10 protein-coding genes are annotated in these 13,979 nt (G+C 51.4%); 1 reads left to right on the top strand and 9 read right to left on the bottom strand.

What is annotated here, in order from left to right; translation table 11 throughout:
- Nucleotides 1-4 precede the first annotated feature (4 nt).
- From carB to murJ, 9 genes are all read right to left on the bottom strand, one after another.
- Entirely contained in the window at nucleotides 5-3,232 is a 3,228-nt protein-coding gene (gene carB / locus BZG74_RS14195; protein ID WP_077773191.1) for a carbamoyl-phosphate synthase large subunit, read from the bottom strand.
- A 15-nt stretch (nucleotides 3,233-3,247) separates the two neighbouring features.
- Nucleotides 3,248-4,387: a glutamine-hydrolyzing carbamoyl-phosphate synthase small subunit gene (gene carA, locus BZG74_RS14190; RefSeq protein WP_077773190.1), complete on the bottom strand. Its 1,140-nt coding sequence runs from the start codon at nucleotides 4,385-4,387 to the stop codon at nucleotides 3,248-3,250.
- 466 nt (nucleotides 4,388-4,853) lie between these two features.
- Nucleotides 4,854-5,657, bottom strand: a complete 804-nt coding sequence (gene dapB / locus BZG74_RS14185; RefSeq protein ID WP_077773213.1) for a 4-hydroxy-tetrahydrodipicolinate reductase — start codon at nucleotides 5,655-5,657, stop codon at nucleotides 4,854-4,856.
- Nucleotides 5,658-5,792: 135 nt separating this feature from the next.
- On the bottom strand, nucleotides 5,793-6,737 hold the full coding sequence (ispH, locus tag BZG74_RS14180; protein ID WP_077773189.1) for a 4-hydroxy-3-methylbut-2-enyl diphosphate reductase: 945 nt from the start codon (nucleotides 6,735-6,737) through the stop codon (nucleotides 5,793-5,795).
- A gap of 10 nt (nucleotides 6,738-6,747) precedes the next feature.
- Nucleotides 6,748-7,179 carry an FKBP-type peptidyl-prolyl cis-trans isomerase gene (gene fkpB / locus BZG74_RS14175; protein ID WP_077773188.1) on the bottom strand — a complete coding sequence of 144 codons (432 nt, stop codon included), beginning with the start codon at nucleotides 7,177-7,179 and terminating at the stop codon, nucleotides 6,748-6,750.
- Between the two features lie 44 nt (nucleotides 7,180-7,223).
- Entirely contained in the window at nucleotides 7,224-7,733 is a 510-nt protein-coding gene (lspA, locus tag BZG74_RS14170; RefSeq protein ID WP_077773187.1) for a signal peptidase II, read from the bottom strand.
- Nucleotides 7,733-10,558 (bottom strand): isoleucine--tRNA ligase, encoded by a 2,826-nt coding sequence (gene ileS, locus BZG74_RS14165; RefSeq protein WP_077773186.1) that lies wholly within the window; start codon nucleotides 10,556-10,558, stop codon nucleotides 7,733-7,735. The genes lspA and ileS overlap by 1 nt, the downstream gene beginning before the upstream one ends.
- 30 nt (nucleotides 10,559-10,588) lie before the next feature.
- A complete protein-coding gene (gene ribF / locus BZG74_RS14160; protein WP_077773185.1) occupies nucleotides 10,589-11,530 on the bottom strand; it encodes a bifunctional riboflavin kinase/FAD synthetase in 942 nt (313 codons plus the stop codon).
- 91 nt (nucleotides 11,531-11,621) lie between these two features.
- Nucleotides 11,622-13,193: a murein biosynthesis integral membrane protein MurJ gene (gene murJ / locus BZG74_RS14155; RefSeq protein WP_077773184.1), complete on the bottom strand. Its 1,572-nt coding sequence runs from the start codon at nucleotides 13,191-13,193 to the stop codon at nucleotides 11,622-11,624.
- A 285-nt stretch (nucleotides 13,194-13,478) separates the two neighbouring features.
- On the opposite strand from murJ, the gene rpsT reads away from it, so the two are divergent.
- Nucleotides 13,479-13,739 (top strand): 30S ribosomal protein S20, encoded by a 261-nt coding sequence (gene rpsT, locus BZG74_RS14150; RefSeq protein ID WP_046075100.1) that lies wholly within the window; start codon nucleotides 13,479-13,481, stop codon nucleotides 13,737-13,739.
- Nucleotides 13,740-13,979 lie beyond the last annotated feature (240 nt).

Here is a 13,979-nt window from a genome sequence, read left to right as displayed (position 1 = left end):
ACTGTTATGATTTGGTCAGCACTCGTGCATGCAATGATTGCACGGGGTTGACCTTGCTCATGTCGGCGGCCGTTAACGCCATGCACGTGGCGAAGGCAGCGTTCAGCGTAGTGGTATAATTCACCTTGGCTGCGAGCGCGCCGCGGCGCAAGACTTTTGAGTCTTCAATCGCTTGGCGCCCTTCTGTGGTGTTGACAATATAGCTGTACTCACCATTTTTGATGCGATCAAGAATGTGTGGCCGCCCTTCGTGCACCTTATTGACCAGACGTGGATTAATGCCCGCCTCACCAAGGATCACCGCGGTGCCGTGGGTCGCGTCTAGCTCAAAACCAAGCTTGAGTAACTTCGCTGCCAAATCCACCACGCGCTGTTTGTCATTATTGCGCACCGATAACAACGCTCGTCCGCCTTCGCTATAGGCTTTACCGCAGGCGAGATCCGCTTTGGCAAACGCCTCGGCAAAGGTGTCGCCCACGCCCATCACCTCACCGGTCGAGCGCATTTCAGGGCCCAGCAGCGGGTCAACCCCTGGGAATTTGTTGAACGGCAGCACGACCTCTTTCACCGAGTAATAAGGTGGAATCACCTCTTTAACAAACCCTTGCTCAGCCAAGGAGCGACCAGCCATGACGCGCGCGGCGATTTTCGCCAGAGGGACACCCGTCGCTTTAGAGACAAATGGCACCGTTCGAGCCGCGCGAGGGTTCACCTCGATGAGATAGATTTCATCATCCTTCACCGCAAACTGGGTGTTGACCAACCCATTCACGCCTAACTCCAACGCCAGCTTGCGCACCTGTTCACGCATGCGATCTTGGATATCGTCACTTAACGTATACGCGGGCAGCGAGCAGGCAGAGTCGCCAGAGTGCACGCCAGCTTGCTCGATATGCTCCATGATGCCGCCAATCACGGCCGTTTCACCATCGCACACCGCATCGATATCCACTTCCGTCGCATCATCCAAGAAATGGTCCAGCAGGACTGGCGACTCATGCGACACACTCACCGCCTCGTTGAAGTAGCGGCGCAGATCGGTTTCATCATAGACAATTTCCATCGCCCGTCCGCCCAATACGTAAGACGGACGTACCACCAGCGGATAACCAATTTCTTTGGCCTTCTCCACCGCTTGCTCCAGTGCGGTGACTGTCGCGTTAGCAGGCTGCTTAAGGCCGAGGCGCTGCACTGCATCTTGGAAGCGCTCACGGTCTTCGGCGCGGTCAATAGCATCAGGACTGGTACCAATAATCGGCACGCCAGCGGCCTCTAAGTCACGTGCCAGCTTAAGTGGTGTTTGTCCGCCGTACTGAACAATCACGCCCTCTGGTTTTTCAACGTTCACGATCGCCAACACATCTTCTAGAGTGATGGGTTCAAAGTACAAACGGTCAGAGGTGTCATAGTCGGTAGAAACGGTTTCTGGGTTACAGTTAACCATGATGGTTTCGAAACCGTCCTCACGCAGGGCCAATGACGCGTGAACACAGCAGTAATCGAACTCGATCCCTTGCCCAATTCGGTTTGGCCCACCGCCAATAACCATGATTTTCTTCTTATCTATCGGCTGTGATTCACACTCTTCATCGTAGGTGGAATACATATAGGCCGTATCAGACGAGAACTCAGCAGCACAGGTGTCGACACGTTTATAGACAGGATGAATCTGAAATTTGTCACGCAACTTGCGCACTTCGATTTCTGATACACCCAACAAGGCGGCCAAACGCGCATCAGAGAAGCCTTTGCGCTTTAACTGACGCAATGCGGCTTTATTGAGCCCTGCGAAGCCCTGCTCACGCACTTGCTGCTCATGTTTGACGATGTCTTCGATTTGCACCAAGAACCAACGGTCGATATTGGTCAGGTTAAACACGCCATCAACCGACATCCCCGCACGGAAAGCATCGGCAATATACCAAATCCGCTCTGCGCCTGGCTCTTTGAGCTCATGGCGGATTTCGGTCAATGCCGTATCGTCATCCAGGTTCACCATTTCGTCAAAGCCTGCCGCACCGACTTCTAGGCCGCGCAGTGCTTTTTGCAATGATTCTTGCTGGTTACGTCCAATCGCCATCACCTCGCCCACTGATTTCATCTGCGTGGTTAAGCGGTCGTTGGCGCCGGCAAATTTTTCAAAGTTAAAGCGTGGGATCTTAGTGACCACATAATCAATGGTCGGCTCGAACGACGCTGGCGTCGCGCCACCGGTAATATCGTTCATTAATTCATCAAGGGTAAAACCCACCGCCAGTTTGGCCGCCACTTTGGCAATTGGGAAGCCGGTTGCTTTTGACGCGAGCGCAGAAGAGCGTGACACACGTGGATTCATCTCGATGATCACCATGCGGCCATTTTTGGGGTTAATACCAAACTGTACGTTCGAGCCACCGGTTTCAACGCCAATTTCGCGCAGCACCGCCAGTGATGCATTGCGCATTAATTGATATTCTTTGTCAGTCAGGGTTTGCGCCGGTGCGACCGTGATAGAGTCACCCGTGTGAACCCCCATGGCGTCGAAGTTTTCAATCGAGCAGACAATGATGCAGTTGTCGTTTTTATCCCGCACCACTTCCATTTCGTACTCTTTCCAGCCAATAAGTGACTCATCAATCAACAACTCATTGGTGGGAGATAAATCGAGCCCGCGCTCACAAATCTCTTTAAACTCTTCTTGGTTGTAGGCGATCCCCCCGCCAGTGCCCCCCATGGTAAAGGAGGGACGGATAATACAAGGGAAGCCCACTTCGTCGAGCACCTTGTGCGCCTCATCCATGCTGTGGGCGATGCCCGCGCGTGGGCAATCTAAACCGATGCTTTGCATCGCCTCATCAAAGCGATGACGGTCTTCGGCTTTATCAATCGCATCAGCAGTGGCGCCAATCATTTCCACGCCAAATTCTGCCAACACACCATGGCGTTCAAGATCCAGGGCGCAGTTCAAACCTGTCTGGCCACCCATGGTTGGCAGCACGGCATCCGGACGCTCTTTCTCGATAATGTGTTTCACCACTTGCCACTGAATAGGTTCAATGTAAGTGGCATCCGCCATCTCTGGGTCGGTCATGATAGTGGCTGGGTTAGAGTTCACCAGAATGACACGATACCCCTCTTCGCGCAGGGCTTTACACGCTTGTGCCCCTGAGTAGTCAAATTCGCAGGCTTGGCCAATGATGATAGGGCCTGCACCCAGGATAAGAATGCTTTTTATGTCTGTGCGTTTTGGCATGCTCAACGACTCCGATTAGGCGCGATGTTGTTTGATAAGATCGATAAAGTGATCAAAAAGAGGGGCAGCATCATGCGGCCCTGGGCTTGCCTCGGGGTGTCCTTGGAAGCTAAATGCGGGCTTTTCGGTGCGATGAATCCCTTGCAAACTTCCATCAAATAAAGACACATGGGTAGCTCTTAATGTGTCTGGCAGGCTGTCTTTATCGGCGGCAAAGCCATGGTTTTGGCTAGTGATCATCACCACACCACGGTCTATGTCTTTCACCGGATGGTTAGCGCCGTGGTGGCCAAATTTCATTTTCACTGTCTTCGCGCCGCTCGCCAGCGCCAATATCTGATGGCCCAAGCAAATACCAAAGACAGGCACGCCTTCTTCTAAAAACGCTTGTGTTGCCTCGATGGCATAATCACATGGCGCGGGATCGCCGGGACCATTGGATAAGAAAACCCCATCCGGGTTCATCGCCAACACCTCATCAGCCGGTGTCATCGCCGGCACCACAGTCAAGCGACAGCCTCGGTCAACCAGCATGCGCAAGATATTGCGCTTGGCGCCAAAATCGTAGGCGACCACATGATAGGGCAACTCGCTCTCTGGTGCGGCATTAGGCAAGCCTTGATGAAGCTGCCACGAGCCTTGCGTCCAGTGGTAACTTTCTTTGGTGGTCACCTCCTTGGCAAGATCCATCCCCTTCAAGCCAGGAAAGTCCTGCGCTTTCGCCAGCGCCAATGCCTCATCAACACTCTCTCCAGCTACAATACAACCATTCTGAGCGCCCTTTTCACGCAATAATCGCGTAAGTTTGCGCGTATCAATATCGGCAATGCCGAGAATGTTGTGATGTTTGAGGTAATCAGAAAGGGATTGTTGATTGCGGAAGTTGCTGGCTAACAGAGGGAGATCACGAATGACGAGGCCTTGGGCGTGGACTTGGCTAGATTCTTCGTCTTCGGTGTTGGTGCCGGTGTTGCCAATGTGGGGATAGGTGAGTGTCACGATCTGACGGGAATAAGAGGGGTCGGTTAGTATTTCTTGATACCCCGTCATCGAGGTATTGAAAACCACTTCTCCCACCGCGGTGCCATCAGCGCCGATCGGGGTACCGTGGAACACTGTCCCATCTTCTAGGACTAAGAGCGCAGACTTGCTCAAGACAACCTCCAGTTATATAGAAATGCACTTTTTACGACTAACGTTGCATTCACGTATTCCATCTAAGATCAAAACCCGCGTCAAGCTGAATTTTGACAAATTGCGCGCATTCTATGGATGCATCGGCTACCTGTCAATCGAAGCACAACATTTTTCTTTATTTTATTAGTCACTCACTAACAAAGCACCATCAAAGCACTATAAAAGCAAACTTAAACCACGATTTACGGGCAAAAAACATCCAAATGGTGCATTGGGATTTCTTTCTTGCTCGTTTTTTCTCTCTTTAAAATGAAATCAAACTCGCAAACGTTTACCTTGCATGACTAAATGCTTATGAAAGCAACTTTGTCACCTAAAGCTCACGAGAGGCGTGTAAAGAACAAGAAACAAAGAAATGAAAAGCAAATATGGAAAAGCAAACACGAGAGGATAAAAAAACATCGCGCCGAAGCGCGATGAATAATTATTTAAGATTGAGGACATCTTGCATCGTGTATAAACCGCGTTGATGCTGATTGAGCCATACCGCGGCACGTACCGCCCCTTTAGCAAAGGTATTGCGGTTAGAGGCCTTGTGCGTGATTTCTACACGCTCGCCAATATCGGCAAACATCGCTGTGTGTTCGCCGACAATATCACCGGCTCGAATGGTCGCAAAGCCAATCTCGTCTTTACTCCGCTCGCCAGTGATTCCCTCACGGGCATAAACCGCCACGTCACTAAGCTGGTTCCCCATCGCACCGGCGATCGCTTCCCCCATACCTAATGCAGTACCTGATGGGGCGTCCACTTTATGGCGATGGTGCGCTTCAACAATTTCAATGTCGCACTCACCTCCCATCACTTTCGCCGCCTGCTCCAGCAATTTGAAGACAAGGTTCACACCAACACTGTAGTTGGGTGCCATCACCATGGCTGTTGAGGCTGCAGCCTCTTCAATGGTTTGTTTTTGCGCCTCATCAAAGCCTGTGGTACCGATGACCAGTTGCTTACCGGCTTCTTGGCACAGCGTTAAATTAGCCAAGGTCGCAGCGGGAGCAGTAAAATCAATCACCACGTCAAAGTCGTCACTGACTTTACGCAAATCGTCCACCACATTCACTCCCAAGCGACCGATCCCTGCCAGCTCGCCTGCATCGGTGCCAACTAAGCTAGATTCAGGCCTTTCGCTCGCCGCCCCTAACACGGCGTCTGGATACTTTGAAACCGCTTGAATGAGGTTGCGCCCCATGCGTCCGGCCGCACCGGCTATGGCAATACGTACCATGATTTTCCCCTTTGTCACTCTGCCAGTGATACTGGCTCCTTCTTGGTAGCCAATCACTCTAGCGCGTTCCTTGCCACTTGTATATTGGCGAAAAAAAGGGAAGCGTTCGCTCCCCTATCTTTATTGATTATCAACCTAAGTGACTTCACGAATTTGTAGCTCTTTAGGCACTTCAAAAAACATGTTTTCTTCACGCCCAGCAAGGTTATCAACATGGGTGGCACCCAGCTGCTTGATTCGCTCGATAATTTGATCCACTAACTCTTCTGGTGCCGACGCGCCGGCCGTGATCCCAACCGTATGCTTGCCTTCAAACCAGGCCGGATCAATATCTTCTGCCGTGTCAGTTAAATAACCTGGCGTTCCCAGTTTTTCTGATAACTCACGCAGACGGTTTGAGTTAGAGCTATTTTTTGAGCCGACAACCACCATCACGTCACAGCTTTGCGCTAGATCTCGCACCGCATCTTGGCGGTTCTGGGTGGCGTAACAAATGTCGTCTTTGCGGGGTCCTTGGATATTAGGAAACACCTTACGCAGAGTATCAATCACATCCGCCGTTTCGTCGACCGACAGGGTGGTTTGACTGACATAATGCAGGTTATCCGGGTCGTTCACCTCCAAGGTATACACATCCTCTGGGGTTTCGACCAAATACATCCCACCGGTTTCACTGGCGTATTGTCCCATGGTGCCTTCCACTTCAGGGTGACCAGCATGGCCTATCAGTACCACTTCCATGTTCTTACGGCTGGCACGGGCCACTTCCATATGCACCTTAGTTACCAGCGGACACGTGGCGTCAAACACGGTTAACTGACGCGATTTGGCCTCATTGCGTACGGCCTGAGACACGCCGTGGGCGGAGAAAATCACAATATTGTCGTCGGGCACTTCACTGATCTGCTCAACAAAAATCGCCCCACGCTGTTTTAACCCTTCCACCACAAAGCGGTTATGTACCACTTCATGACGGACATAAATGGGAGGTTGATAGATTTCCAGCGCTCGCTCAACAATACTGATGGCACGGTCAACCCCTGCGCAAAAACCACGGGGATTGGCAAGTAAGATCTTCATGTGTCCGCCTTTATTGCACACTTATAATTTCAACGTCAAAAATGACGGTTTTTCCAGCCAGTGGGTGATTAAAATCAACCGTAACAGAATCCCCAGTGACTGCGGTAATGATCCCTGGGATCTCCTGTCCTTGAGGCCCACTAAAGGCGATGATCGCCCCTTCCTCTGCCGGCGTTTCTCCACCAAAGTGGCGGCGATCCATGTGATGGATATTATCCGGGTTAGGTTGGCCGAATGCATCCTCTGGCGCTAAGGTGAAGCTGCTCGACTCACCTTCTTTTAACCCAAGAAGGCACGTTTCAAAGTTTTCCGTCAAGCTGCCATCGCCCATGACCAGCTTCGCCGGTTTACCGGCATTATGGGTGGTGTCGGCGACCGAACCATCTTCAAGTTTGATGGTAAAGTGCATAATGACTTCGCTAGTCGCTGTGATTGCTGTCATGATTCATCCTTTTAGAACGTCGCGGTAATGGGAATAGATACGCATCATCCTTGTTTAGTCGATGACTGGCCTTGGCGAAAACTATCCAAGATGATTAATGCCGCTCCCACGCAAATCGCCGAGTCGGCGAGGTTAAACGCTGGCCAGTGCGAATTACCGAGGTAAAAATCAAGAAAGTCAATCACATAACCATGAACAAGGCGATCAAACAGGTTACCTAGCGCCCCGCCAATGATCATGGCATAAGCGATATTGATCATGCGTTTATTGGCCGGAGTATGCCGCATCCAATACGCCAATAGCCCGCTGACACCCAGCGCAATGATACTGAACAGCCAGCGTTGCCAGCCACCCGCATCACTTAAAAAGCTGAACGCCGCGCCATGGTTGTGCACATACGTCAGGTTAAAGAAAGGCAATACTTCGATGCGGTGAGCAAACCCATATTCCATGGTTTGCATCACTAGCCATTTACTGCCGATATCGAGTGCAAAGACCAGCGGCGCCAGCCAAAGCCAGCGCCAACCTGATTGCGAGAGGGAAAGAGTCTGCATCACGCAAATTGGCGGCTTTCGCCTTCTCCTGCAATATTAGTCACACAACGGCCACAGATCTCTTCATGACCGGCAATGGTGCCGACGTCAGCAACATGGTGCCAACAGCGCTCACATTTAGCCGCACTCGATGCCGCCACTTCCACGGCTAAACCGTCAAGCTCCGTCTGCGTGGCAGACGCTGGCGCGTCACCGGCAACCACGGTCGCTTTCGAGGTCAGTAATACAAAGCGAAGCTCATCACCCATCAAGCGCAGCTTCTCGGCAAAATCAGCAGGTGCATAGAGCGTGACTTCCGCTTCTAACGAGCCGCCAATGACTTTCTCGTTGCGCGCTTGCTCCAAGGTCTTGTTCACCGCATCACGCACATCAAGCAATTTCGCCCAGAACGCTTGGTTGAGCACAGCCTGCTGTTCAAGGTCAAATAAGCCGTCGTACCAAACTTCGGTGAAGACAAACTGGTTGCGCTCACCCGGCATTTCATTCCAGATTTCATCGGCGGTAAATGACATAATCGGTGCCATCCAGCGTACCAGTGCTTCCACGATGTGGAACAGCGCCGTTTGACAGCTGCGGTGCGCATGGCTGCCTGCTTTGGCCGTGTACTGGCGATCCTTGATGATATCGAGGTAGAACGAGCCCATTTCAATCGAGCAGAACTGCATCAAACGCTGCGTCACTTGGTGGAAGTTACACGCATCATACGCAGCAGTGATCTCTTGTTGCGCCTCAAGTGCGCGGCTCACTGCCCAGCGATCAACCGCCACCAAGTCTTCTGGCGCAACCAAGTCAGTTTTAGGATCAAAACCGTGTAGGTTAGCGAGCAAGAAGCGCGAGGTATTGCGGATACGACGATAAGCATCGGCACTGCGTTTTAGAATTTCATCCGACACGCTAATTTCGCCAGTGTAATCGGTTGATGCCACCCACAAGCGAAGAATGTCAGCCCCAAGCTTGTTCATCACATCTTGCGGCATGATGGTGTTACCCAGCGACTTCGACATTTTGCGACCGTTACCATCAACGGTGAAGCCATGCGTCAGTACGCGGCGGTAAGGCGCTTGCCCTTTAATTGCCACTGACGTCATCAGCGATGACTGGAACCAGCCGCGGTGTTGATCCGAGCCTTCCAAGTACATATCGGCTTCTTGACCGTTAAACTCATCACGCTGATTAACCACAGCATAATGCGTTGCACCAGAGTCAAACCACACATCTAGGGTGTCCAAAACTTTCTCGTACTGGTCAGCGTCATCGCCTAGCAGTTCGTTAAGATCGAGATCCCACCACGCTTGAATACCGGCTTGTTCTACGCGCTGAGCCACCTGCTCAATCAGGTTGAGCGTATCCGGGTGTAGCTCGGAGGTTTCTTTATGCACGAACAGGGCGATGGGTACGCCCCAAGTACGCTGACGAGAAATACACCAGTCTGGACGCCCTTCCACCATCGACTCAATGCGGCTTTGTCCCCAGTCTGGGATCCACTCAACGTTCTGAATCTCTTGCAACGCTTTGTCACGCAGACCCGCTTTGTCCATAGCAATAAACCATTGCGGCGTCGCGCGGAAAATGATCGGTGTTTTGTGGCGCCAGCAATGCGGGTAGCTGTGCTCATACGCGTGATGATGCAGCAACGCGCCGTGCGTTTTCAGCGCTTCAATCACATTGTCGTTGGCTTTGAACACGTGTTGACCAGCAAACAGTGGCGTATCCGGCAGATAAACACCATTGCTGCCAACCGGGTTAGCCACTTCGAGATCGTATTTTTGTCCTACCACAAAGTCTTCTTGACCATGACCCGGCGCTGTGTGAACCACACCCGTACCGGACTCGGTGGTGACATGATCACCTAGGATCACTGGCACATCAAAATCGTAAAAAGGATGCTGCACGCGTTGAAGCTCTAGCGCTTCACCTTTACAGAAACCAAGGTTGTGATAGTGCTCAATACCCGCGCGATCCATCACATCTTTTGCCAGCTCTGCGGCAAGGATCAAGCGCTGTGGCTGGTCACCTTCAACCTGTACTAAGACATATTCCAAGTCCGCCGCGACCGCGACCGCACGGTTCGCCGGCAAGGTCCAAGGGGTGGTGGTCCAGATCACCGCTGACACTGGGCCTTCACCTTGGTGGTCGCCCGCCAGTGTAAATACGTTGACCAATGCTTGCTCATCGACCGCTCGGAAAGTCACGTCAATAGACGGTGAGGTCTTATCTTGGTACTCAACTTCGGCTTCAGCGAGTGCCGAGCCACAATCTGTACACCAATGCACAGGCTTGAAGCCTTTGTGTAGGTGGCCATTACCGGCAATTTTACCCAATGCACGGATAATATTGGCTTCGGTATTAAAATCCATGGTCAGGTAAGGCTTATCCCACTCACCTAACACGCCAAGACGTTTAAAGTCCGCTTTTTGGCCTTCCACTTGTTTGGCGGCATATTCACGGCACTTTTCACGGAACTCAGCGGTAGAAATCTTCTGACCTGGCTTGCCGACTTTTTTCTCTACCATCAACTCGATAGGCAGACCGTGGCAGTCCCAGCCAGGGACATACGGTGCGTCATAGTCCGCCAGCGTTTTCGATTTAATAATAATGTCTTTGAGAATTTTATTAACAGAGTGACCAATATGAATGTTGCCGTTCGCGTACGGAGGACCGTCGTGCAAAATAAATGTTTTTTTGCCTTTCTTCGCTTGACGGATTGCACCGTAAAGATCTTCATCGTACCAACGCTTGAGCATATCAGGCTCACGCTTAGCAAGATTACCTCGCATCGGAAACGCGGTTTCCGGCAGGTTTAAGGTATCTTTGTAGTCACTCATTGATTATTGATTCCGTATGGAGGTTACACTCTAGACATTATTGGCATCAGCCAGCCACGCACGCGCGGCTGATGCATCTCGTTGAATTTGCATTTTCAAAGCGTCAACTGACGCAAATTTGGTTTCATCACGCAACTTATGTAATAAGCTCACTTCAAGCTGTTTGCCGTATAAGTCGAGCGTGTGATCAAAAAGGTGTACTTCGAGTTGCTGGCGCGTGCCGTTGACCGTAGGACGGTTTCCTACATTCGCGACCCCTGGTAGCGACTGACCTTCAACGGCACCGGCTACGCTGACCGCATAAACGCCAGAAACGGGCGAGACCCGGCGCTTAAGCAACACATTCGCCGTTGGAAAGCCAATGGTTCGTCCTAGTTTGCGCCCGTGGGCAACCCGGCCACAGATACTGTATGGGCGCCCCAGCATATCGGCTGCGGCTTTCATCTCACCGGCGGAAAGCGCATCACGAATCGCGGTGCTACTCACGCGACGATCGCTGACACAAAAGCTTTCAGTGCTGACAACTGCAAAGTCATGCTCTTGTCCGGCTTGCGCTAAACGGGAAAAATCGCCCGCTCGCTTAAGACCAAAACGAAAGTCATCACCCACTACCAGAAACTTAACACCCAATTGATTGACCAACAAGCGGTCCACAAAGACATCAGGGCTCATCGCAGCGAATGCTGGGGTAAAACTCACGCACAACAGCCTATCGACTCCCAGTTTGGCAAGCTGGGTATATTTATCGCGCAATCGCGATAGGCGAGCGGGGGCATGTTCACCCAAAAAAAGCTCAAGCGGTTGTGGCTCAAACAGCATCACAGTCGCAGGCAGCCCGAGCGCTCTCGCTTTTTCCACCACTTGACGCAAAACCGCTTGATGGCCCAAGTGGACGCCATCGAAATTACCGATGGTCAGTACACAGCCTCGGTGTTGCGTCCGGATGTTGTGGATGCCGCGAATTAATTCCATTGCCTGCTGACTATTTGAACTATTAAAACTGGCGGATTATATACTAGTCAGCGCTGGCAATCAGCCCTGGATTGATAATCCGCGTTTTCTATCACCCATGATGGCGAATGTCACTCAATCTCACTCCCGCCAACAACGCCGTGACAAGGTACAGTGTCCCACCACCTACAATCAGTCCTGCGAGCATGACGCTACGCGATAGCAAAGACATCGATACCCACTGAGACAGCGCTGGCATCACAAGGTACAACCCAATGATCATCACACTTACCGCCAAGAGCAGCTTAACGATAAAGCCAATGGTTGCCCGTGATAACCGGTAAATCCCCTGACGGTGCAGTCCTTGATAGAGAAGGCCAGCGTTGATAACCGCCGATAATGCGGTGGCCATCGCAAGCCCGACATAACTAAATAAGTAAGCAAAAATGGCGTTAAAAACCATGTTACTCACCATGGCAATGACCCCGTATTTAACAGGCGTTTTGGTGTCTTGACGGGCATAGTAACCAGGCGCAAGCACCTTGATCACCATAAAGTTAACCAGGCCACAGGCATATGCCATCAGTGATAGACTTGCCGCCTGAACATCCGGTACACCAAATTCCCCCCGCATAAAGAGTACCATCAGCATCGGTTTTGCTAGCACGATGAGTCCTGCCATCGCTGGGATCCCAAGCAAAAGCACCATGCGTACCCCCCAATCCATCGTGGCTGCGAACTGTTGCGGAGACTGGTCGACATGCTTTTTCGATAACGCAGGGAGAATAACAGTCGCGATCGCGATGCCAAATAAGCCGAGTGGAAACTCCAGCAAGCGGTCGGAGTAATACAGCCAACTGATCGAGCCGGTCATCAAGAAACTGGCGATAAAGGTATCGAATAATAGGTTAATTTGGCTTACTGAAACCCCAAACAATGCAGGGATCATAAGCTGGCGTATTTTCACAACCCCAGGATGACGCCATCCCCATTTAGGTTTGACCAACATCCCCTCTTGCGACAAAAAAGGCAGTTGAAATAAAAGTTGCATCGCGCCCCCAACAAACACCCCCATCGCCAGGCCGATTTCTGGTTGGGCAAGATGCGGGGAGATCCCTATCGCCGCTGCAATAATGGCGATATTCAAAAAGACCGGAGTAAAGCTTGAGACCGCAAACTTATTGAGGGTATTGAGGATCGCCCCTGATAGCGCCACAAAGGTAATAAACCACAAATAAGGGAAGGTAATCTTGAGCATCAAGCTGGCAAGCTCGAATTTAGCCCCATCAGGTCGCCCTTCTAACCAATCAACAAACCACCCAGTACCAAACAGCGCCGCTAACACTGGCGAGCCGATCACCCCGAGCAAGGTGACAAGGGTGACCAGCCCTCCCAAGGTTCCGACCACATTCGCCACCAGCTCACGCGAGTGCGAGCGAGTGTCATCATCTTTATCTCGCGCTTGGTATTCCGTTAAGACAGGGACAAACGCTTGCGAGAAAGCCCCTTCCGCGAACAAACGGCGCAGAAAGTTCGGAATTTTATTGGCAAAGAAGAACACATCGGCGGCCGCCCCTGCACCCATTAAGTTCGCGATGACCACATCGCGCACCAATCCTAAAACTCGGGACACCAAGGTCATGGTGCTCACGATGAGCCCAGAGCGTAAAAGTCGCTTACTCACGGTTACCTCTTGAAAACACGTGCCCAATGCGCGTCACTGTCACGCCTTCTTTTTTCTTCGCCACGTCGCCCAACCGCTGACAGAGAGAAGAAATGGAAATATAGGTGACGTCGGGGCTGAAATGCTGATAGAATCAGCCGCCATATTAACTGTGATAACCCCGCAGCGCCAACACATCGTTGGAGCGGCGGATCTTTGCACAAATGAATTGACAATAGAGGTAAAAAGAGGCATAGTCCTCCGCCTTGAAATGTCACCGAACAAAAAGATTTGGGAGTTAGACCCTTGGCGAATATCAAATCTGCTAAGAAGCGTGCGATCCAGTCTGAGAAGCGTCGCCAGCACAACGCAAGCCGTCGCTCTATGATGCGCACTTACATGAAGAAAACTGCTTCAGCTATCGCTGCAGGCGACAAAGAAGCGGCAACTGCTGCTTTTGCACAAGTTCAGCCTATTCTTGATCGTTCAGCCACCAAAGGCCTGATCCACAAGAACAAAGCAGCTCGTTACAAAGCAGCATTCGCAGCACAAATTAAAGCGCTGTAATTTTGCTCTTTGCAAAGCGATAAAAAAAACCGGCTTCGGCCGGTTCAGATTGCTGACGAACCCCGCCTTTTTAGGCGGGGTTCTTTTTGATAAGCGGCCGTAGGCCGCGATCGCGATATTTTTTGTTAGAGAGTGGTCGCTACCGACCAACGCCCAAATTGGCGGATAGAAGCCAGTATTTGCCTTATATCCGCCATGTTAAAGCCACATTTTCTTAGATAGCTCACCACTAACGCTATC

Origin of the sequence: Salinivibrio sharmensis (assembly GCF_001995985.1) — a bacterium.
In the GTDB taxonomy this organism is placed as follows: domain Bacteria; phylum Pseudomonadota; class Gammaproteobacteria; order Enterobacterales; family Vibrionaceae; genus Salinivibrio; species Salinivibrio sharmensis.
This window is presented reverse-complemented; position numbering and strand designations above follow the sequence as displayed.